Raw genomic sequence first — 21,105 nt, 5'->3', positions numbered from 1 at the left:
CGTCGTCGGTTTCTGCTGTCCTTGGCCCTACCCATGGGGCCCGGCGTCGTACCGGTCGGGCGCGGATCGAGTCGGTCCCGCTCCCTGTCCGCCGACATTGGCGTGGCCGGGTGGCCGAGGGCCGCCCGGTGCGCGATGCTGGCGGCATGGCGGAGCCGGAACTGGTCGACGTGGTGGTGCTCGGACTCGGAGTCGGCGGGGAGGAGGTCGCCGGTCGGCTGGCGGAGGCCGGGCTCACCGTGGTCGGCGTGGAACGCGACCTGGTCGGCGGGGAGTGTCCCTACTGGGGGTGCGTGCCGAGCAAGATGATGATCCGGGCAGCGAACGCGATCGCCGAGGCCCGCCGGGTCGACGGCCTCGGCGGCACCGCACAGGTCACCCCGGACTGGGCGCCGGTGGCGAAACGGATCCGGGCGGAGGCCACCGACAACTGGGACGACCGGGTGGCGGTGCAGCGGTTCACCGACAAGGGCGGGCACTTCGTACGCGGCAGCGGCCGACTCGACGGACCGGGTCGGGTGCGGGTCGGTGACCAGGTCTTTCAGGCTCGCCACGGCATCGTGCTGGGTACCGGCACCCGCCCGTCGGTGCCGCCGGTGGACGGGCTGGCGGACACCCCGTACTGGACCAACCGCGAGGCCATCGAGGTCGAGGAACTGCCCGGCTCGCTGCTGGTGCTGGGCGGCGGCGCGATCGGGCTCGAACTGGCGCAGGTCTTCGCCCGCTTCGGCGTACGGGTCACCGTGGTCGAGGCGCTCGACCGGGTACTGGCCGTCGAGGAGCCGGAGTCGTCCGAGGCGGCGGCCGCCGCGTTGCGGGCCGACGGGGTGGAGATCCACACCGGGGTCAAGGCCGCCCGGGTCGAGCACGGCGTCGGTGGGTTCACCCTGCGCGGTACCGGGGGCGAGGAGTTCACCGCCGAGCGGCTGCTGGTGGTGACCGGCCGCCGCGCCCACCTGGACGAGTTGGGGCTGGACTCGGTGGGCGTCGACCCGGGCGGGCGGTACCTGCCGGTGGACGACCGGCTGCACGTCACCGAGGGAATCTGGGCGGTCGGCGACGTCACCGGCGAGGGTGCCTTCACCCACGTCGCGATGTATCAGGCGTCCATCGTGGTCGCCGACGTGCTCGACCACGCGCGACGGGCGCGGGGCGGCGCGGATCCGAGCGGTACGGCCAGCGTGGTCGGCGGCGCGGTCGGCGTGGCCAGTTCGCTGGCCGCCACCGGATCGAGCGGTTCGGCGGGTTCGGTGCCCCGCGCCGACTACCGGGCGTTGCCCCGGGTCACCTTCACCGATCCGGAGATCGGCGCGGTCGGTCTCACCGAGCAGCAGGCCCGCGACCGCGGCATCAACGTGCAGGTCGGCTTCACCCGGCTGGCGTCGTCCGCCCGTGGCTGGATCCACGGCACCGACGACGACGGCTTCATCAAGCTCGTCGCGGACGCCGACCAGGGGGTGTTGATCGGGGCCACCTCGGCCGGCCCGGCCGGCGGCGAGGTGCTGTCGGGCCTGGCCGTGGCCGTGCACGCGGCCGTACCGCTGAGCCAGCTCCGGCACATGATCTACGCGTACCCGACCTTCCACCGCGCGATCTCCGACGCGCTGCGCAATCTCGGACAGTGACCGGACACCATCCGTCATCCACCGACAGATGGCTGTTCTTTTCTTGCAGTACCTCGGCGTACTATTGCGGCCGTGACGAAGAGACTGACCGAGGTCGCCCGCAAGGCAGGTGTCAGCGAAGCCACCGTGAGTCGGGTGCTCAACGGCCGCGATGGCGTGGCCGAGGCGACCCGGACGGCGGTGCTGACCGCCCTGGACGTGCTCGGTTACGAACGCCCGAGCAAGCTGCGCGGTGAGCGGGCCCGACTGGTCGGGCTGGTCCTGCCCGAGCTGCAGAATCCGATCTTCCCGGCGCTGGCCGAGGTGGTCACCGGCTCGCTGGCCCAACGCGGCTTCACCCCGGCGCTGTGCGCCCGCACCATCGGTGGCGTCTCCGAGTCCGCGTACGTCGAGATGCTGCTGGACCATCAGGTCTCCGGCGTGATCTTCGCTGGTGGGTCGTACGCGCTGGCTGACGCGTCGCACGAGCACTACCGCCGGCTGACCGACCGGGGGTTGCCGGTGGTGCTGGTCAACGCGGGTGTGGACGAACTCGGCTTCCCCCGGGTCTCCACGGACGACGCGGTCGCGGTCGAGCAGGCGTACGGCCACCTGCGCTCGTTGGGGCACGAACGGATCGGCCTGGTGCTCGGGCCCGAGGACCACGTGCCGTCACGGCGGAAACTGACCGCCATGCGCCGCGTCATCGGCTGGGACGAGGGGGCGGAGTGGGTCGAGCGCTCCAGCTTCTCGATGGAAGGTGCCCGGGTCGCGGCGACCAAGCTGGTCGACCGGGGAGTCACCGGGATCATCTGCGCCAGCGACGTGTTGGCTCTGGGCGCCATCCGCGCGGTGCGCCGGCTCGGCCGCTCGGTGCCCGACGACGTGTCGGTGGTCGGCTACGACGACTCGGCGTTCATGACCTGCACCGATCCGCCGCTGACCACCGTCCGGCAGCCGATCGAGACGATGGGGCAGGCGGCCGTGGACCTGCTGGTCACTCAGATCGAGGGCGGGGGTGTGCTCACCGACGAGTTGCTCTTCGAGCCCGAACTGGTGGTGCGTGGCTCGACCGCCCCCACGCCCCGTTCCTGACCGTTGTCCCCACCGGCTATCGGCGATGATCCGACGTGCCGGCGGCACCGTCGCACGGCCATCGACGTGACCGGTCGTCGCCCTTCCGGCTGAACCCGAGATCCTCGGCCGCCGTCCGCTGCCTGCGGTCGGCGGCCGCTTCGTCATGCCGTCGGGTAGTGGTCCCATGCCTTCCTATCGCCACCACCGCCGGGCAGTCACGATCTGCCGCAAGCAAGTCGCATATTTTCACTTCTACATTCGAACCTTGCTGAATCAAGTCGCCGACGTTACAGTGACTCCACTCACACCTGGCCGCCGGTAGGTAACGGAGGGTCAGGGGTGCAGCGCGGACACGATCACCAGCAGGTTTCGCGGCGTGGCACACCAACCGCCGATCACCGACTTCACCTCGACACCCGTTCCCGAAGGGATGGACAGATGTCCGTACCGCAGTACCGGAAGGCAGCCGCGTTGACGCTCGTGGCCGGTCTGGGGCTCGGCCTCGCGGCCTGCTCCACCAAGAGCGGCGACACCAGCGGCGACGCGAGCGGCAAGGTCACCATCACCGTCGACTGCCAGCCGGTCGGCGCCCAGAAAGAACTGCTGCAGAACTGGAACGCCGACGTCGCCGAGTTCCAGCGGCAGAACCCCGACATCGTCGTCAAGAGCGTGAGCGTCGGCGAGCAGTGCAACAACCCGCCGGACTTCACCGCCCGACTGGCCGGCGGCACCGTGACGGACGTGTTCTACGGGTACATGACCGACCTGCAGCAGGTGCTCGACTCCGGCCAGGCGATGGACATCACCGAGTACGCCACCACGGACACCGTCCCCACCTGGGACAGCGTCGACCCGGCCCTGAAGGAGGTCTTCACCGACGACGGGAAGCTCTACGCCGTGCCGGTGAAGAACTATTCCATGGGCCTGGTCTACAACAAGGTGCTGTTCCAACGGGCCGGTCTCGACGTGAACAACCCGCCGAAGACGTGGGCCGAGGTCCGGGACGCCGCCAAGAAGATCTCCGCGCTCGGCGACGGCATCGCCGGCTACGCGGAGTACAGCGCCGGCAACACCGGCGGCTGGCACTTCACCGCTCTGCTCTACTCGCAGGGCGGCCAGGTGCTGACCGCCGACGGCGGCAAGGCCGACTTCAACAACGCCCTGGGTCGGCAGGTCCTGCAGAACCTCAAGGACATGCGCTACGGCGACGACAGCATGGGCGACCGTCAGCTGCTCCAGTGGGGCGACCTGTTGACCAACGCGGGTGCGGGCAAGGTCGGTATGTTCATCGGCGCCCCGGACGCCACCCAGGCGATCGTCAGCCAGTTCCAGGGCAGGTTCGAGGACTGGGCGATGGGGCCGCTGCCCGGCCAGGACGGCCCGGCCAAGAGCACGCTCGGTGGCGGCGAGGGCTACTTCTTCAAGAAGGACCTCACTCCGGAGCAGGTCCGCGCCGGTCTCAAGTGGATCGCGTACCAGAAGCTCACGCCCGGCAAGGGCCAACTCGACTACGTCCGGGCCAAGCCACAGAACTACCCGGTCGGTCTGCCGCAGCCGCTGCTGTTCACCAACGGCAGCGAAGCCCAGCAGCAGGAGCTGGAGCTGCGCAAGGCCAACGCGAATGTGGACACCGCGAACTTCGCGAACTTCGAGGCGAATCCGGTCCCGATCAAGGGTGAGCCGCGCAATGCGCAGGCCATCTACGCGGTGCTGGACGCGGTGATGTCGGGAGTGCTGACCAACCCGAACGCCAACATCGACGCGCTGCTCAAGACCGCCGAGGACAAGGTCAACAAGCTCCTCGCCACCGCGAGCTGAGCGCGGGGCGGGGGCCTGCACTCCGGCCCCCGCCCCGGCCGCAGCGCCCCGATCCACCGTCCGGGGGCGGCGTAGCACTGACCGGTCAACCAGCCCACCAGGAGTTGCCTTGGCGATCACCACCGTCCCGGGTGCCGTGCGCGCACCGGGTCGACCCGCCCCGTCGCCGCCGGCAGGGCCACCGCGTTCCAGCCTCGGCCGCAAGGTACGGGACAATCTCACCGGACACGCGTTCCTGCTCGGTGCCGTGCTCTGCTTCGCGGTCTTCTCCTGGTATCCGATGGTCCGCGGCGTCGTCATGAGCTTTCAGCGGACCCGGCGCGGCGAGACCACCTGGGTCGGCTGGGACAACTACCTCCGGATCCTCGACGACCCCAGCTTCTGGACCGCCTGGCAGAACACCTTCTACTTCACCGGCCTCGCGCTCGTCCTCGGGTACGCGGTGCCGTTCTTCGTGGCGATCCTGCTCAACGAGTTCCGCCACGCCCGTGGGTACCTCCGGATCCTGGTCTACCTGCCGGTGATGCTGCCGCCCGCCTCGGCGCTGTTCCTGTTCAAGTTCTACGCGTACGATCCGAGCGACGCGGGGCTGTTCAACGCGATCCTCGACGCCTTCGGCCTGCCCACGTCGCAGTGGATGCAGTCGCCGCAGATGACGATGCCGGCGATGGTGATCGCGTCGACCTGGATGAACATGGGCAGCGCCGTGCTGATCTATCTGGCCGCGTTGCAGAACATCCCGGGCGAGTTGTACGAGGCGGCCGAGCTGGACGGGGCCGGGATCTGGCGGCGGATCATGCACGTCACCATTCCGCAGACCCGGCTGATTCTCGCGCTGCTGGCGATGCTCCAGATCGTCGCCACCATGCAGCTCTTCATCGAGCCGCTGATCCTCGCCAACGGTGCGGGCGCGGAGGACTCGGCGACCTCGGTCGCATACCTCATCTACCAACACGGGTTCTTCCAGAACGATCTCAACGGCGCGGCGGCACTCGGAGTGATCATGCTGGTGGTGCTGGCCGGGTTCTCCGCCGTCTACCTGCGGCTCACCGCGAGACAGGACTAGGAGGAGACCACCCATGGCACCGGACACCGGGACCCGGACCCTCATCTCACAGGCCCAGCTTCGGCGTGGTCGCGGACGGGCCGCCTACTGGACGCTGCTCGCCGTCGTGGTCGTCGGGTTCACGCTCGTCTTCCTCGGGCCGCTCTACTGGATGGTCACCGGAGCCCTCAAATCCGGCCAGGAGATCGCGCAGACCCCACCGTCGCTGTTCCCGCAGGATCCACAGTGGCAGAACTACGCCGATGCCTGGCACAACCTGGCGCTGGCCAAGCTGCTGTTCAACACCTTCTACTACGCGACCGGCGCGGTGCTGTTCCAACTGGTCTTCGACACCGCCGCGGCGTACGCCCTGTCGAAGCTCCGCCCGGTCCTCGGCAACGTGATCCTCGGCATGATGCTGGCCACCCTGATGATCCCGGCGATGGTCCTCATCGTCCCGCAGTACGTGACCGTGATCGACCTGCCGATCCTGCACATCAACCTGCTCGACTCACCGTTCGCGATCTGGCTTCCCCTGGTCGCCAACGCGTTCAACATCTTCCTGCTGAAGCGGTTCTTCGACTCGATTCCAGAGGATCTGATGGCGGCCGCCCTGATGGACGGGGCGACCCCACTGCGCACGCTCTGGTCGATCGTGCTGCCAATGTCGCGGCCCATCCTCGGCGTTGTCTCGATCTTCGCGGTGACCGCGGTCTGGAAGGACTTCCTCTGGCCGAAGCTGGTCATGCCGTCCCCCGAGACCCGCACGGTAAGCGTGGGGATCTACGCCTTCGCCGGCGGTACGCCGATGAACGTGGTGATCGCCGCGTCGGTGATCGCCGCGATACCGACCGTCGTCATCTTCCTGGTGTTTCAGCGAAACATCATGTCCGGCCTCACCACGGGCGGTCTCAAGGGATGACCGCCGACCCCAGAAAGCAGGTGCGCGTGTCCGCAGCAGCCAGTGGTCCGTGGTGGCGGGGAGCGGTGATCTACCAGGTGTACCCGCGCAGCTTCGCCGACGGAAACGGTGACGGCATCGGCGACATCGCCGGCATCCGATCACGGCTGAACTACCTGTCGACGCTCGGCGTCGACGCCATCTGGTTCAGCCCCTGGTATCCCTCCCCGATGGCCGACGCCGGCTACGACGTCGCCGACCATCGCGACATCGACCCCGTCTTCGGCAGCTTGGCCGAGGCGGAGGCGCTGATCGCGGAGGCGCACGCGCTCGGCATCCGGACCATCGTCGACGTGGTGCCGAACCACTGCTCCGACGCACACCCCTGGTTTCAGGCGGCGTTGGCCGGCGGCCCCGGGGCGCCGGAGCGGGAGCTGTTCTGGTTCCGGCCGGGGCGCGGTCCGAACGGCGACCAACGCCCGACCGACTGGGTGGGCGAGTTCGGCGGGCCGACCTGGACCCGGACCACCAACCCGGACGGCACGCCCGGTGACTGGTACCTGCACCTCTTCGCCCCCGAACAGCCGGACCTCAACTGGGACCATCCGCGGGTGCGCGCCGATTTCGAGGACATCCTGCGGTTCTGGTTCGACCGGGGCGTGGACGGTATCCGGATCGACTCGGCCGGACTGCTGGTCAAGGACTCGACGCTGCCCGAGATCGTGGCAGATCGGCCGCACCCCTTCCACGACGTCGACGGGGTGCACGAGATCTACCGGGACTGGCGGCGGATCGCCGACGCGTATCCGGGGGACCGGGCCCTGATCGGTGAGGTGTGGCTGCCGGACCGCCAGCGGTTCGCCCGCTACCTGCGCCCGGACGAACTGCATGCCGCGTTCAACTTCGATTTTCTCGGCTGCGCCTGGGACGCCACCGCACTACGGGAGAGCATCGACGGCACGTTGCACGCACACGCTCCGGTCGGTGCCCCCGCCACCTGGGTGCTCGCCAACCACGACGTCACCCGGCAGGTGACCCGCTACGGCCGGGCGGACACCACGTTCAGCTTCGCGGCCAAGCGCGAGGGCATCCCCACCGACCTGGAACTGGGCACCCGCCGTGCCCGCGCCGCGGCGCTGCTGTCGCTGTCGCTGCCCGGCGCCGCCTACGTCTACCAGGGTGAGGAACTGGGGCTGTGGGAGGTCGAGGACATCCCGTACGCACTCCGGCAGGACCCGATGTTCGTCCGCTCCGGCGGGGTCGACCCGGGCCGCGACGGCTGCCGGGTTCCGCTGCCCTGGTCGGGGGACGTGCCGCCCTACGGCTTCAGCCCCGATGACGCGAGCCACGTGCCGTGGCTGCCGCAACCCGCCGACTGGAAGGACCGCACGGCCCGGACGCAGGCCGGAGACCCGCATTCGATGCTGGAGCTGTACCGGAGGGCGATCGCGCTGCGGCGTACCGAGGCGGCGCTCGGCGACGGGACGCTCACCTGGTTGCCGGCACCCGACGACGTGCTGGCGTTCCGTCGGGAACCCGGCTTCACCTGCCTGGTGAATTTGTCCGGCGGTGCCGTGCCACTGCCACCGCACACCCACAAGTTGCTGGCCAGCGGCCCGCTCGACGACGACCGGCTACCCCCGGACACCGCCGTCTGGCTGCGTACCCCGGGCCGGTCCGGGTGACTCCCGCCGGGTCGGCACACCACCGACCGAACCACCAGCCCGCGCCGACGAGGAGGTACCCGCACCGCCGTTCCGCCACCACCACGGGGGACCTGGCCACCTGAGAAAGGGAGCGCTGCTCATGGCCGACCACACCGTCCCGCACCACCCGCACCCGCCCAGAAACCGGAGCAGTGCGACGCTTGCCCTGCTCACCGGCACCGCACTGGCCGCCGCCTCGATCTCGGTGATCACACTCACCACCACCGCGACCCCGGCCCGGGCCGCCGGGCTCTCCCCGTTCGACATCGCTGGCCGGGGTGCGACGGTACCGTTCATCGAGCACGAGGCGGAGAACGCCGCGTACAGCGGCACCAGGATCGGGCCGGACCGGCGCTACGGAACACTGCCGTCCGAGGCGAGCGGCCGTGCGGCGGTCACCCTCGACGCGGTCGGGGAGCACGTCGAATTCACCCTCACCGCCCCGGCGAACGCGGTCACGTTCCGCTACAGCATCCCGGACAACGCCGCCGGCACCGGCCGCGACGCCACCATCGACCTACGGGCGAACGGCACCCTGGTCAAGGCGGTGCCGGTCACCTCGAAGTACGGCTGGTACTACGGCGGCTACCCGTTCAACAACAACCCGGGCGACATCAACCCGCACCACTTCTACGACGAGGCCCGGGCCCTGTTCGGCACCACCTACCCGACGGGTACGAAGATCCGGCTCCAGGTGGCGTCGACCGCCCAGTCGCCGACCTTCACCATCGACCTGGCCGACTTCGAGCTGGTCGGCGCACCGATCACCAAGCCGGCCAACGTCCTCGACGTGGTCACCGATTTCGGTGCCGATCCGACCGGTGCCACCGACTCCACCGCCCGCTTCCAGGCCGCCGTGGACGCTGGTCGGGCGCAGGGCCGTACGGTCTGGATCCCGCCGGGCAGCTTCACCCTCTGGGACCATGTGGTCGTCGACGGGGTGACGCTGCGCGGGGCCGGCCCCTGGTACTCGGTGCTCGGCGGCCGGCACCCCACCGACCGCCAGCGGGCCGCCGGCATCTACGGCAAGTACGTCGACGGTGGCGGCTACCGGGGTGAGATCCGCCCGCACGAGGCCGGCGGCCCCAGCCGCAACGTGCTGCTGCGGGACTTCGCCATCATCGGCGACATCCGGGAACGGGTCGACTCCGATCAGGTCAACGCCATCGGCGGAGCGATGTCCGACTCCGTGGTGGACAACGTCTGGATGCAGCACACCAAGGTCGGTGCCTGGATGGACGGCCCGATGGACAACTTCACCATCCGTAACAGCCGGATCCTCGACCAGACCGCCGACGGGGTGAACTTCCACTGGGGGGTCACCAACTCCACGGTGACGAACACCTTCGTCCGCAACACCGGCGATGACGCCCTCGCCATGTGGGCGGACACCGTGCCGAACGTGGGCAACTCGTTCACCCGTAACACCGTCGGCGTGACGATCCTCGCCAACCACCTGGTCACCTACGGTGGGCGGGACATCCGGATCACGGACAACGTGACCGCCGACTCGGTCACCAACGGCGGCGGCATCCACGTGGCCAACCGCTACACCGGCGTGCACGGCCCGACGGCGGTCGCCGGCACCATCACGGTCGCCCGCAACACCCTGATCCGCAACGGCAACTCGGACTACAACTGGCGGTTCGGTGTCGGGGCGATCTGGTTCTCCGCGTTGAACGAACCGATCCAGAACGCGTCGATCGTGGTCAGCGACACCGACATCCTGGACAGCTCCTACGCGGCGCTGCACTGGATCGAGGGCGCGACAAGCGGGATCAGCTTCACCGACGTACGCATCGACGGTGCCGGCACGTACGCCCTCCAGGTGCAGGCACCGAGTCAGGTCTCCTTCACGAATGTCCGGGCCACCGGCATCGCACAGGCAAACCCGATGCACAACTGTGTGGGCAGCGGCTTCCAGATCACTCAGGGGGCCGGAAACTCCGGTTGGTACACCTCGACGCCGTACTGCGGGCCGTGGCCGGAGCCGCAGTGGGGCAGCGGCCCGACCAGCCCACCGTCGCCCACCACTCCGCCACCGCCCACCACTCCGCCACCCACCACGCCGCCGCCGGCCGGGGGCAACCCGGCGCAGGGCAGGCCGGTCCTCGCCTCCAGCCACAACCAGACCTACCAGGCGGGCAACGCAGTCGACGGCAACGCGAACACGTACTGGGAGAGCGCCAACAACGCCTTTCCGCAGACCCTCACCGTCGACCTGGGCAGCGCCCGCTCCGTCGATCGGGCGGTGCTGAAGCTGCCGGCCGGTTGGGAGACGCGGACGCAGACGTTGTCGGTGCTCGGCTCGACCGACGGTAACGCCTGGACCACGCTCGCCGGGTCGGCCGGCCGCACCTTCGATCCGGCCGCCGGCAACGTCGTGTCGATTGGTCTGCCCGCCGGCGAGCGTCGGTTCCTCCGGCTGAGCATCACCGGCAACACCGGCTGGCCGGCGGCCCAGATCGCCGAGATCGAGGTGTACGGCGGCAGCAGCCCGCCACCGTCCACAACCCCGCCACCAACCGGAAACCTCGCTCTCGGCCGGCCGGCGGTCGCCTCCAGCCACACCGACGGGTACCTGGCCGGCAATGCGGTGGACGGCAACGCGAACACCTATTGGGAGAGCGCCAACAACGCCTTCCCGCAGACCCTCACCCTGGACCTGGGCAGCGTCCGGCAGGTGGGTCGGGTGGTGCTGAAGCTGCCACCATCGCCGGCCTGGCAGACCCGTACGCAGACGTTGTCGGTGCTCAGCTCCACCGACGGCAACTTTTGGACCACCCTTGCCGGCACGGCCGGCCGCACCTTCGATCCGGCCACCGGCAACATCGTGTCGATCAACCTGCCCGCCGGGGAGCGTCGGTTCCTCCGACTGCACGTCACCGCCAACACCGGCTGGCCGGCGGCCCAGGTCGCCGAGTTCGAGGTCCACTCCACCTGACCCGTCGCCGGGCTCGGCTCCGGCGGGGCCCGGCGACGCCGCACCAGAAGCACCACCTCGCAACGCCTCTCCACATCCCGGAAGAAGGTGTCGATCCCCCATGTCCAGATTCCGCACCCGGTTGACCGCCGTGTTCGTTGCGGTCGGCCTCGCCCTCGCCGTAGCCCCCGCACCGCCCGCCGTCGCGGCGAGCGGCCCCAACCTGGCCGCCGGCCGGAGCATGTCCGCCAGCGGCCACACCGACGTCTACGTCGCCGCCAACGCCAACGACGGCAGTCAGGGAAGCTACTGGGAAAGCCCGAACCACGCCTTCCCGCAGTGGATCCAGGTCGATCTGGGTGCCACGGTCACGGTCGACCGGCTGGTGCTCAAACTGCCCACCGGCTGGGGTTCGCGTACCCAGACCCTGACCGTGCAGGGCAGCACCAACGGGTCGGCATTCAGCACCCTGGTCGGCTCCACCGGGTACGCGTTCAACCCGGCGGCCGGCAACACGGTCACCGTGTCAGTCGCCCCGGCCAGCACCCGGCACGTCCGGCTGCTGATCACCGCGAACACCGGCTGGCCCGCCGGGCAGCTTTCCGAACTGGAGGTGTACGGCCCGGCCACCGGAGACACCCAGGCCCCGTCGGCGCCGACGAACCTGGCGTTCACCGAGCCGGGCGGCGGGCAGGTCCGGTTGACCTGGTCGGCGTCGACCGACAACGTCGGGGTGACCCGCTACGACGTGTACGCCAACGGGTCGTTGCGGTCGACCGTCTCGGGCACCACCCTGACGTACACGGACACGCAGCCGGCAAGCGCGACGGTGTCGTACCTCGTACGAGCCCGGGACGCCGCCGGCAACGTCTCGGCCAACAGCAACACGGTGACCCGGGTGGGCAGCACCCCGGGTGGCACCAACCTGGCCGCCGGCAAGCCGGCCACCGCCTCCTCGATGGTGCACGTCTTCGCCGCCGCCAACGCCGTCGACGACGACGTCACCACCTACTGGGAGGGAGCGCCCGGGGCGTACCCGAGCACCCTGACCGTGGCGCTCGGCGCCAACGCGAGCATCAGCGCCGTCGTGGTCAAGCTGAACCCGGACCCGGTCTGGGGGCCGCGTACCCAGACCTTCTCGATCCTCGGGCGCACTCAGTCCGGCTCCGGATTCAGTACGCTGGTCGGCTCGGCGAACCACTCGTTCAGCCCGTCGAGCAGCAACACGGTGACCATCCCAGTCGCGGCTACCGCAGCCGACGTCCGGCTCCAGTTCACCGCCAACACCGGATCGCCCAACGGGCAGGTCGCCGAGTTCCAGGTGATCGGAACCCCCGCCCCGAACCCAGACCTCACCGTCACCAACCTGACGTTCGCCCCCACCGCGCCGGTGGAGACCGACCAGCTCACGCTCACCGCGTCGGTACGCAACGCCGGCACGTCGGGTGCCGGGGCGACGACGGTCGACTTCGCGCTGGACGGCACGAAGGTGGGCCAGGCGAACGTCGGTGCCCTCGCGGCCGGCGCCTCGGCCACCGTGTCGACCACCGTCGCCGCCCGCAACGCGGGCAGCTACCAGCTCAGCGCCGCGGTCGACCCGGCGAACACGGTCATCGAGCAGGATGAGTCGAACAACAGCCGGACCAGTTCCGGCCCGCTGGTGGTCAGTCCGGTGGCCAGCGCCGACCTGGTCGCCTCGTCGGTCACCTGGTCACCGGGCACACCGAGCGCGGGCGCCACTGTCGGTTTCTCGGTGAGCCTGGGCAACCAGGGCACCGTCGCTTCGGCCGGCGGGGCGCACAACGTCACGCTGACCGTGCTCAACGACTCCGGCACGACCGTGCGTACGCTCACCGGCTCGTACACCGGCACCATCGGGGCGGGTGCCACGGCAGGCCCGGTGAACCTGGGCACCTGGACGGCGGCCAACGGGCGGTACACCGTCCGGGTCGTCATCGCCGCCGACGCCAACGAGTTGCCCGTGAAGCGGGCCAACAACACCAGCGAGCGTGCCCTGTTCGTGGGTCGCGGCGCCGACCTGCCGTACGACATGTACGAGGCCGAGGAGGGCTCAGTCGGCGGCGGGGCGCAGGTCGTCGGACCGAACCGGACCATCGGCGACCTGGCCGGTGAGGCGTCCGGCCGGCGGGCGGTCACCCTGAACACCACCGGCGCGTACGTCGAGTGGACCACCAGAGCGCCGGCCAACGCCCTGGTCACCCGCTTCTCCATGCCCGACGCCCCGAACGGCGGCGGCATCAACTCGACGTTGAACATCTACGTCAACGGCGTGCTGCACAAGCCGATCAGCCTGACGTCGAAGCACATCTGGCTGTACGGCGCCGAGGCCAGCCCGAGCGACTCGCCGAGCGCCGGGCCGCCCCGGCACCTCTACGACGAGGCGAACGTGCTGCTCAACTCGACCATCCCGGCGGGTAGCCGGATCCGCTTGCAGAAGGATCCGGCGAACTCCACCACGTACGCCATCGACTTCGTGAACCTGGAGCAGGTCGCGCCCCGGGCGAACCCGGACCCGGCGCGGTACCGGGTGCCGAACGGATTCAGTCATGCCGACGTGCAGAGTGCGCTCGACGCGGTCCGGATGGACGCCACCGGCAACCTGATCGGGGTCTACCTGCCAGCCGGCAGCTACGAGACGGCCCAGAAGTTCCAGGTGTACGGCAAGGCGGTGAAGGTGGTCGGAGCGGGCATGTGGTTCACCCGCTTCCAGACGCCACCGTCGCAGCAGAACACCGACGCCGGGTTCCGGGTCGAGCCCAGTGCCAGCGGGTCGTCCTTCGAACACCTCGCCTTCTTCGGCAACTACACGATCCGGCAGGACGGGCCGGGCAAGGTCTGGGGTGAGCTGAAGGATGTCGACAACCTGACCCTGGACAACGTCTGGGTCGAGCACACCGTCTGTGCGTACTGGGGAGTGAGCGTCAGCGGCTTGAAGATCACCAACAGCCGGTTCCGGAACACCTTCGCCGACGCGGTGAACCTGACCAACGGCAGCACCGACAACCTGGTCAGCAACTCGGAGGGCCGGTCCAACGGCGACGACGCGTTCGCCCTCTTCTCCGCCACCGACCAGGGCGCGTCCACCGGCAACCACGGCAACGTGTTCGAGAACCTGACCGCCACGCTGACCTGGCGGGCGGCCGGAATCGCGGTCTACGGCGGCTACGACAACGTCTTCCGCAACCTCTACATCGCCGATCAGTTGACGTACTCCGGCATCACGATCAGTTCGTTGGACTTCGGCTACCCGTTCATCGGATTCGGCGCGAGCCCGCCGACCCGCTTCGAGAACATCTCACTGATCCGGTCCGGTGGTCATTTCTGGGGCGCGCAGACCTTCCCGGCGATCTGGGTGTTCTCCGCGTCGAAGGAGTTCCGTGGCATCCGCGTCAGTGACGTGGACATCGTCGACCCGACGTACTCGGGCATCATGTTCCAGACCAAGTACACCGGCGGCCAGCCGGAGAACCCGATCACCGACACGGTCTTCACGAACGTGTCCATCAGCGGCGCACAACGCAGCGGCGACGCCTTCGACGCCAAGTCCGGCTTCGCCATCTGGGCCAACGAGATGCCCGAGCCAGGCCAAGGCCCCGCCGTCGGCTCCGTCACCTTCACCAACCTCCGCCTGACCAACAACCACCAGGACATCCGCAACATCACCTCCACCTTCTCCATCACCCGCAACTGACCCGACCCCTCCCCCTGGCGCGCCCACCATGCGAGTGGGGTGGGTCGTCAGGGGATGGGGGATCCGTGGCGGCCGGCGCCGGCGGTGAAGCGGGCGGCGCCGGCCGCCGCGTCGGTGGCCAGGGAGTGCAGGCCGTACGCCAGCTCGGTGGCCAGGGCGTCCGGCTCCGGCTGCGCGGCGGTGGCCAGCACCGAGGCGCGGTCGTTGCGCAGGCAGGTCTGTGGGTGGCGAGCGATCTCGGCGGCCAGTTGCTCGGCCGCCGCCCGGGACCCGCCCGGGTCGACCAGGCGGTTGACCAGCCCCATGGCGTACGCCTCCGCGGCCGGCACCGCACGCCCGGTGAGGATCAGGTCCATCGCTCGGCTCTCGCCGATCAGCCGGGGCAACCGGACCGTGCCGCCGTCGATCAGCGGCACTCCCCACCGCCGACAGAAGACCCCGAGCACCGCGTCCGACTCGGCGATCCGCAGATCGCACCAGAGCGCCAGTTCCAGGCCACCGGCCACCGCGTACCCCGAGATCGCGGCGATCACCGGCTTGCCGAGGACCATCCGGGTCGGACCCATCGGGCCGTCGCCGTCCGGCTCGACCCGGTTGCCGCTCGGCGTACCGATCGCCTTCAGGTCGGCCCCCGCGCAGAACGTCCCGCCGGCTCCCCAGAGCACCGCCACCGTCGCCGTCGGATCCGCGTCGAAGGCCCGGAACGCGTCGGCGAGCGCCCGAGCGGTCGGCCCGTCGACCGCGTTGCGGGCCGCCGGCCGGTCCAGGATCACCGTCGTCACCGGCCCGTCCCGTTCCACCCGTACCGTCATCCCGTCAGCATGCCCCGGCGTCGCCCGGCTGGCTATTCGTCCCCGACGACCGGTTTGCGGCGGCGTACGGCGGGAAGTCGTTACTCGTGCGAGCGTTGTTGACGAAAATCGAGCAAGCCTCCGGCCTGGACCGGTTCGGTGACCGGTTGCAGCAGACGGTGCAGGGCGTGCTGCGCCCACAGCGGGTCCGCGACCTGTTGCACGGGGTCTGGCTGGGGCACCCGCTGCACCCGGCGATGGTGCAGCTACCGGTCGGCGCGTGGATCAGCGCGGCCGTGCTGGACCTGATGCCCGGCCAGCAGCGGGCGGCGACCACCATGACCGCGGTCGGCACGATCGGTGCCCTGCCGGCGGCGGTGGCCGGGCTCAACGACTGGGCGGGGCTCTCCCGTGACCAGCGTCGGGTCGGCCTGGTGCACGCCGCGTCGAACTCCGTCGGGCTGGCGCTGTACGGTGCCTCGCTGGCCGCGCGCCTGTCCGGTCGGCACGGCCTCGGGCGCACCCTCGGCTGGCTCGGGCTCAGCGCCGCCGGTGCCGGGGCGTACCTCGGCGGGCATCTGGCGTACAAGCAGGGTGCCCAGGTGAACGTGAGCGTCTCCGACCTGCATTTGATCAGCGAGGGCTGGCACCCGGTGGCGGAGATGACCAGCCTGCCGCAGCGGGAACTCGTCACCCGCAATATCGACGATGTGTCGGTGATTCTGTACCGCCACGGCGACGACGTGACCGTCATGCTGGAGCGTTGCCCCCACCAGAGCGGGCCGCTCGGCGAGGGCGAGGTACGCGAGGTCGACGGGCACGCCTGCGTGGTGTGCCCGTGGCACGGCAGCACCTTCCGACTCAACGGCGGCGAGGTGGTGCACGGCCCCTCCGCGAACGACCAGCAGGTGCTGCCGACCCGGATCGTCGACGGCCGCCTGGAGGCCCGGCTGCCCTGACCCGACATCCGGCTGAACCTTCCGGACACCGTGTCTCGGCTGCGCGCCGTGCAGGTTCCGGTAGGTCCGTAGGGGGCGGGCGGCGGTGACAGCTTCGCTCAGTCCTTGCGGTGTCGGCCGACGGGCAGCTCGCGGGGAGTACTGACCGGCGGTTGGTGGCGGGTGCCGGTGCGGGAAACGGCCGGTCGACGGCGCAGGCCCAGCACCGCACCGATCTGCGCCCCGACGATGCTGGCCACGGCCAGCACGGCGGAGACGGCGAGTGGACGGTTCACCCGGTCGGGCTCGCCGGCCCGGGACGCGCCCACCGTCACCACCGGCGAGTGACCCTCCGGCGTCTCGCTCCGCGGCGGCTCCGGCTGTCGTCCCTCCGGACTGGCCGACCCCGGTCGCTCGGTCGGGTCGCCGGGCGACTCCACCGCCTCGCCGGGCCGCTCCACCGCGTCGCCCGGGTTGGCCGGCGTCGGGCGGGTCTGCTCGGTCCGTTCCGACCCGGGACCGGGCCGGGGTTTCGGAGCGACCAGCCGGCCGGTGGCATGTTGCCGGGAACCCTGGTCGTGCGCCTCCTCGGGCAGCTTGATGAGCTGACCGGGGCGGATGCGGTCCGGGTCCCGCAGCTTGTTCAGCGCGGCCAGCCGGTGGTAGTCGTCGAAGTCGTCCAGGTACCGTTCGGCGACTCCGCCCAGGTAGTCACCCTTGGCGACCCGGTACACGGAGGCCGGGGCCGAGGTGTCGGGTGCCGAGGTCGTGGCCGTCGCCGGCCCGGTCGCCGCCAGCGCGGGAGCCGGCGTGAATGCTACGGCGGCGGCCGGACCGCCGTACGCCGTCGTGCCGTAGACCGTGGTGGCGGCCGTGGCGGCGGGGCTGGCGGCGAGGATCAGCGCGACCGAACCGACGAGCGCGGCGGCGGCCCGCTGCTGCCGGCCCATGCCGGGCAGCCGGGGCGCGGGCCGGTCCAGCGCCTGCGCGCCCAGCTCCACGAGCACCGACAGGGCGAAGGTTGCCCAGCCGAACCAGCCGGCGATGGCCAGCGCCCGCAGGAAGAGTTGCCCGTCGTCGCGGCTGGTCAGCGTGGTGCCGATCTCCGCGAGGGTGGGTACGTGGTCGGGGAGCGGGTTGCCGGCGAAGGCCAGCAGCGCGATCGGTCCGCCGACCAGCAGACCGATCAGCACGACAAGCGCACCGAAGCCGGTGAGCACCCGACCGGCCCGCCGTACGGCGGTGCCACCTGATGCGGCCATGGCTACCTTCCCTTTCCTAGGAGGCCCCGGTCAGCGCCCGTGCGGTCGCCTCACCGGAAACGGTGACGGTGTTGGAGAAGCCGAACAAACCGAGCGCCGCCCGGTCGTAGGTGACCTCGACGCGTACCCGGATCAGGGTTTCGCCGTCGACCACCGGGAAGGTCACCGTGTGGTGGCTGGCGCCGGCGGTGGTGAGGTAGTTCCGGACGGCGTTGCGGGCCTCGCGCCGGTTGATCCGCTTGGGTCCGCCCTCGATGGCGGTGGCTCGGTCGATGGCCTGACCGCCGGCGCGGGCCGCCTCGGCGGCCAGGTTCTCGGCGCGTTGCAGCGTGCGGAGCTGACCGGCGCCGTCGAACGCCATGCCGATGATGGCCAGCACCCCGATCAGGGCCACGGCCAGGAAGATGCTCACCCGACCGGCGTCGCCCCGCGCGGCGGTCATCCCCGGCTCCGGTAGCGGTCCAGCGGCGAGGTGAACGAGGCGGTGATCCGCTGCCCGTCCGGCATCGACAGCGCCGGCAGGTTGATGTCGGCGTAGGAGACGGTGCAGGCGATCTCGACGGTGACGGTGGCGTTCTGCCCGACCTCACTGGTGAAGACACGGTTGAAGCTGGTGGACTGTCCGTCGACCGAGCCGCGGAGGGTCACCTGCGGGGCCCCGGAGCAGGACACGCCCCGCCAGTCGAGCTGGCGGCGGGCGGCCTCGCGCGCCTCCCGCCGGGCGGTGGCGGCGTCCCGGGAGATCGACGCGGCCCGGGCCGCGTCGTGCGCGGCGGCCTCCAGCGCCGCGCTGGCGACCGCGGTACGCCCGGCGACCCCGCCCAGCACCATCATCGCCACGAAGGCCGGTGCCAGCACCGCCACCTCGATCGAGACAGAACCTCGGCTCATGGCTCGGTCCATCGCTCCACCGTCCCGTGCGCCGTCTGCTCGACGGCGAAGTCGACGCCCGGCACCACCGACAGGGCCTTGCCGCTCACCGTGCAGGTCACGTCGGTGTCGGTGGCGGCGCAGCTCGGCCCCGGGTCGTCCCAGTCGACCAGCCAGTCCCCGGCGACCTGGAGGAACTCGGCCGCGCGCTGCTCGCCGGCACCGGCCGGGGCGTCGTAGAGCCGTTGCGCGTTGACACCGCTCTGCGCGGCGTTGAGCGCGGTCGACCGGGCGACGAACACGACGGCCACCTGGATCGAGGCGAACAGCATCACCAGGATCGCCGGCAGGGCCACCGCCAACTCGACCGGATTGCCACCCCGCTCACCGTCGCCGGGCAGCAGGCGGTGCCGGGTGGCGGCGACCACCCGGCACCAGCCGGCACAGAGGCGACGGAACATCGATCAGTCGGCCGTCGGATCCTGGTGGGCCGGGATGTTGTCCATCCAGTCGTTGGCCGCGCCGAGGGCGGCGGCGGTCACCGCCATCGCCACGGCCACCAGGCCAAAGATGATGACGGCGGTCGGCACCGGGCTGTCGCCACGGTCGCCGCGCAGTTCCGCCAGCCGCGCCCGTAGCGCGACGTGCAGGTAGGTGATTACGGACATCGGGGCTCCTTCACTGGGGGTCGGGCCTAGAGACGGGCCAGGAACGGGTAGATGGCGAAGCCGAGCAGGACGAAGACCAGCAGCGCGCCGGGTATGTCGAGCCGGCTGGTCACCCCCTCGGCCCGGGCCAGGTTGTCGGTGCGGATCTGGTCGCGTAACGAGTCGGCCCGGCTGCGCAGGGTCTCGTGTACCTGCGCGCCCTCGCTGCCGGAGGAGCGCATGATCGCGCCGACGTCGCCCAGCTCCGGGATGCCGATCCGGTCGGCGAGATCGCGTAGCTCGTCCCAGGGCGAGTGCATCTGCATCTGGGCCATCCGCAGCGCCTCGGAGATCCGGTCGAAGACCCAGCCCTCGCAGATCGCGGCGGCTCGCTCCAGCGACTGCACCGGCCCGTGCGCCGCGGACAACTGCAACGCGACCAGGTCGAGGTAGGTGCAGACCGCCTGACGGAACTCGTCCCGCGCGGCGTCCGCCTTGGTCAGCACCGACCGGTGCGCCACAAGTGCGCAGAGCAGCGCCAGGCCGAGGCTGCCCAGGACCGGCACGGCCAGCGGCAGCGACACGCCGACGGTGAAAAGCGTGACGCTGAGCAGCGCCGGAGCGGAGAGTCCGATCAGGGCGGACAACAGCAGGGAGAGGGCGTACTGCTCGGGGGTGCGGTCGAGCAACGCCAGTTGCCGGTGCGGGGGTCGCAGCCAACGGGACAACCCGGTGAGCCAGTCCAGCCGCCGGTCGGCGGGCCCGGTGCGGGCGCTTCCCGGCGGTTGGTGCAGCCGGCGCAGTGCCGGGCCGAGCGCGGGAGTCGCCGGGACCAGCTCACGGACCACCAGGAACACGCCCAACCCGAACGTGGCGCCGGCCACCACCGCGAGGGTGAGGTGCAGGTTCACGCCACCACCTCGTTCGGGTCGGGTGCCGGCAGGAAACGGGCCGGTCGGGGCGGCTGGCTCATCGACCGCACCCAGGCCAGCAGCGCCACGAAGGCGGCACCGAGCACCGCCATCACCAGCTGCCCGAACGGGGTGTCGTACGGCTGGACGTACTCGCGGTTGAGCAGCCCGTACGCGATGGTGGCCAGCGTCATGCCGGTGAGGAAGCGGACCGCGAACCGGGGCTGGGTGCGCTTGGCCTCGATCTCCCGGCGGGTCGCGACCTCCGCCGCGGCGGCCGAGGCGATCGAACCGAGCACGTCACCGAGGCGCTCACCCCGGTCGGTGAGGTGCAGGATCAGCGCGGCGACCACCTGGTCGCAGACCGGGTCGCCGATCTCGTCGGCGAAGGCCAGCAGGGCGGAACGGGCCAACCACCCGGCCTGGAGCCGGGCGGCGAGCAGGCGTACCTCCTCCTGGATCTCCTCCGGGGCGGTGGTGACCGTACCGATGATCGCCTGCTGGAGCCCCTGCCCGGTGGCGGAGACGTCCTTGAGCCGGCGGGTCCACTCGCCGACCGCCTCGATGCGGGCGATGGCCCGCTGCTCGGCCCGCCCCACCGAGAACAGCCACGGCGCGCCCGGCACCGCCACCGCGACCAGCAGGCCCACCACGGGCAGGCCGGTCAGCAGGAAGGCCAACGCACCGGCGACCACCGCGCCGACCAGCAGGGACTGGTGCGCCCGCTGCTCGCGGGCGGTGCTGCCGGAGCCGCGCCACAGCCGCCCGAGCCCCGGCCCCGCGCCGGGTGCCCGGCCGGGCGGCCGGCGGGTGCCGACGAGCGCCACCACCGCCAGCACCAGGCCGGCCACGCAGGCCGCGCCGGAGACCAGGGCGATCAGCTCGATGTTCGTCCGCACC

At 70.7% G+C, this 21,105-nt stretch carries 17 protein-coding genes; 9 read left to right on the top strand and 8 right to left on the bottom strand.

Going from position 1 to position 21,105, the window contains the following annotated elements:
* The first annotated feature begins 146 nt into the window (after window positions 1-146).
* From O7605_RS18700 to O7605_RS18665, 8 genes are all read left to right on the top strand, one after another.
* Entirely contained in the window at window positions 147-1,625 is a 1,479-nt protein-coding gene (locus tag O7605_RS18700) for a dihydrolipoyl dehydrogenase family protein (RefSeq protein WP_269740367.1), read from the top strand.
* 72 nt (window positions 1,626-1,697) lie between these two features.
* Window positions 1,698-2,699, top strand: coding sequence for a LacI family DNA-binding transcriptional regulator (locus tag O7605_RS18695; RefSeq protein ID WP_269740366.1), 1,002 nt, complete (start codon window positions 1,698-1,700; stop codon window positions 2,697-2,699).
* A 420-nt stretch (window positions 2,700-3,119) separates the two neighbouring features.
* Window positions 3,120-4,499, top strand: a complete 1,380-nt coding sequence (locus tag O7605_RS18690) for an ABC transporter substrate-binding protein (RefSeq protein WP_269740365.1) — start codon at window positions 3,120-3,122, stop codon at window positions 4,497-4,499.
* Between the two features lie 109 nt (window positions 4,500-4,608).
* Window positions 4,609-5,565 carry a carbohydrate ABC transporter permease gene (locus O7605_RS18685; RefSeq protein ID WP_269740364.1) on the top strand — a complete coding sequence of 319 codons (957 nt, stop codon included), beginning with the start codon at window positions 4,609-4,611 and terminating at the stop codon, window positions 5,563-5,565.
* A gap of 13 nt (window positions 5,566-5,578) precedes the next feature.
* Complete coding sequence (locus O7605_RS18680) at window positions 5,579-6,466, top strand: carbohydrate ABC transporter permease (RefSeq protein ID WP_164446620.1); 888 nt, start codon at window positions 5,579-5,581, stop codon at window positions 6,464-6,466.
* Window positions 6,463-8,130, top strand: a complete 1,668-nt coding sequence (locus O7605_RS18675) for a glycoside hydrolase family 13 protein (protein WP_443083942.1) — start codon at window positions 6,463-6,465, stop codon at window positions 8,128-8,130. The genes O7605_RS18680 and O7605_RS18675 overlap by 4 nt, the downstream gene beginning before the upstream one ends.
* A 121-nt stretch (window positions 8,131-8,251) precedes the next feature.
* Window positions 8,252-11,095 (top strand): discoidin domain-containing protein, encoded by a 2,844-nt coding sequence (locus O7605_RS18670; protein ID WP_269740362.1) that lies wholly within the window; start codon window positions 8,252-8,254, stop codon window positions 11,093-11,095.
* Window positions 11,096-11,195: 100 nt separating this feature from the next.
* Window positions 11,196-14,786: a discoidin domain-containing protein gene (locus O7605_RS18665; protein ID WP_269740361.1), complete on the top strand. Its 3,591-nt coding sequence runs from the start codon at window positions 11,196-11,198 to the stop codon at window positions 14,784-14,786.
* A gap of 47 nt (window positions 14,787-14,833) precedes the next feature.
* On the opposite strand, the gene O7605_RS18660 is transcribed toward O7605_RS18665, so the two are convergent.
* Entirely contained in the window at window positions 14,834-15,598 is a 765-nt protein-coding gene (locus O7605_RS18660; protein WP_269740360.1) for a crotonase/enoyl-CoA hydratase family protein, read from the bottom strand.
* Window positions 15,599-15,684: 86 nt separating this feature from the next.
* On the opposite strand from O7605_RS18660, the gene O7605_RS18655 reads away from it, so the two are divergent.
* A complete protein-coding gene (locus tag O7605_RS18655) occupies window positions 15,685-16,536 on the top strand; it encodes a Rieske (2Fe-2S) protein (RefSeq protein WP_269740359.1) in 852 nt (283 codons plus the stop codon).
* Window positions 16,537-16,634: 98 nt separating this feature from the next.
* On the opposite strand, the gene O7605_RS18650 is transcribed toward O7605_RS18655, so the two are convergent.
* The 7 genes from O7605_RS18650 to O7605_RS18620 are packed head-to-tail and all read right to left on the bottom strand — an operon-like array spanning window position 16,635 to window position 21,104.
* Complete coding sequence (locus O7605_RS18650) at window positions 16,635-17,777, bottom strand: LysM peptidoglycan-binding domain-containing protein (RefSeq protein WP_269740358.1); 1,143 nt, start codon at window positions 17,775-17,777, stop codon at window positions 16,635-16,637.
* 16 nt (window positions 17,778-17,793) lie between these two features.
* Complete coding sequence (locus tag O7605_RS18645; protein ID WP_269740357.1) at window positions 17,794-18,219, bottom strand: pilus assembly protein TadG-related protein; 426 nt, start codon at window positions 18,217-18,219, stop codon at window positions 17,794-17,796.
* Window positions 18,216-18,680, bottom strand: coding sequence for a TadE/TadG family type IV pilus assembly protein (locus tag O7605_RS18640; RefSeq protein ID WP_269740356.1), 465 nt, complete (start codon window positions 18,678-18,680; stop codon window positions 18,216-18,218). The genes O7605_RS18645 and O7605_RS18640 overlap by 4 nt, the downstream gene beginning before the upstream one ends.
* Window positions 18,665-19,108: a TadE/TadG family type IV pilus assembly protein gene (locus O7605_RS18635; protein ID WP_269740355.1), complete on the bottom strand. Its 444-nt coding sequence runs from the start codon at window positions 19,106-19,108 to the stop codon at window positions 18,665-18,667. The genes O7605_RS18640 and O7605_RS18635 overlap by 16 nt, the downstream gene beginning before the upstream one ends.
* Before the next feature lie 3 nt (window positions 19,109-19,111).
* Window positions 19,112-19,315, bottom strand: a complete 204-nt coding sequence (locus tag O7605_RS18630; protein WP_093403874.1) for a hypothetical protein — start codon at window positions 19,313-19,315, stop codon at window positions 19,112-19,114.
* 26 nt (window positions 19,316-19,341) lie between these two features.
* Window positions 19,342-20,205, bottom strand: a complete 864-nt coding sequence (locus tag O7605_RS18625; protein WP_269740354.1) for a type II secretion system F family protein — start codon at window positions 20,203-20,205, stop codon at window positions 19,342-19,344.
* Window positions 20,202-21,104, bottom strand: coding sequence for a type II secretion system F family protein (locus tag O7605_RS18620; RefSeq protein WP_269740353.1), 903 nt, complete (start codon window positions 21,102-21,104; stop codon window positions 20,202-20,204). The genes O7605_RS18625 and O7605_RS18620 overlap by 4 nt, the downstream gene beginning before the upstream one ends.
* Between the last annotated feature and the right edge of the window lies 1 nt (window position 21,105).

The organism is Verrucosispora sp. WMMA2121 (assembly GCF_027460185.1).
GTDB classification, from domain to species: Bacteria; Actinomycetota; Actinomycetes; order Mycobacteriales; family Micromonosporaceae; genus Micromonospora; species Micromonospora palythoicola.
Note: the sequence above shows the minus strand (reverse complement) of the source record. Positions and strands in the feature narration are given on the sequence as shown.

What these genes read in the sequence shown, in the direction of transcription:
- O7605_RS18700 (WP_269740367.1), top strand. Translation starts at nt 147, where the DNA reads ATGGCGGAGCCGGAACTGGTCGACGTGGTGGTGCTCGGACTCGGAGTC.
- O7605_RS18690 (WP_269740365.1), top strand. Translation starts at nt 3,120, where the DNA reads ATGTCCGTACCGCAGTACCGGAAGGCAGCCGCGTTGACGCTCGTGGCC.
- O7605_RS18680 (WP_164446620.1), top strand. Translation starts at nt 5,579, where the DNA reads ATGGCACCGGACACCGGGACCCGGACCCTCATCTCACAGGCCCAGCTT.
- O7605_RS18675 (WP_443083942.1), top strand. Translation starts at nt 6,463, where the DNA reads ATGACCGCCGACCCCAGAAAGCAGGTGCGCGTGTCCGCAGCAGCCAGT.
- O7605_RS18670 (WP_269740362.1), top strand. Translation starts at nt 8,252, where the DNA reads ATGGCCGACCACACCGTCCCGCACCACCCGCACCCGCCCAGAAACCGG.
- O7605_RS18665 (WP_269740361.1), top strand. Translation starts at nt 11,196, where the DNA reads ATGTCCAGATTCCGCACCCGGTTGACCGCCGTGTTCGTTGCGGTCGGC.
- O7605_RS18660 (WP_269740360.1), bottom strand. Translation starts at nt 15,598, where the DNA reads ATGACGGTACGGGTGGAACGGGACGGGCCGGTGACGACGGTGATCCTG.
- O7605_RS18650 (WP_269740358.1), bottom strand. Translation starts at nt 17,777, where the DNA reads ATGGCCGCATCAGGTGGCACCGCCGTACGGCGGGCCGGTCGGGTGCTC.
- O7605_RS18645 (WP_269740357.1), bottom strand. Translation starts at nt 18,219, where the DNA reads ATGACCGCCGCGCGGGGCGACGCCGGTCGGGTGAGCATCTTCCTGGCC.
- O7605_RS18640 (WP_269740356.1), bottom strand. Translation starts at nt 18,680, where the DNA reads ATGGACCGAGCCATGAGCCGAGGTTCTGTCTCGATCGAGGTGGCGGTG.
- O7605_RS18635 (WP_269740355.1), bottom strand. Translation starts at nt 19,108, where the DNA reads ATGTTCCGTCGCCTCTGTGCCGGCTGGTGCCGGGTGGTCGCCGCCACC.
- O7605_RS18630 (WP_093403874.1), bottom strand. Translation starts at nt 19,315, where the DNA reads ATGTCCGTAATCACCTACCTGCACGTCGCGCTACGGGCGCGGCTGGCG.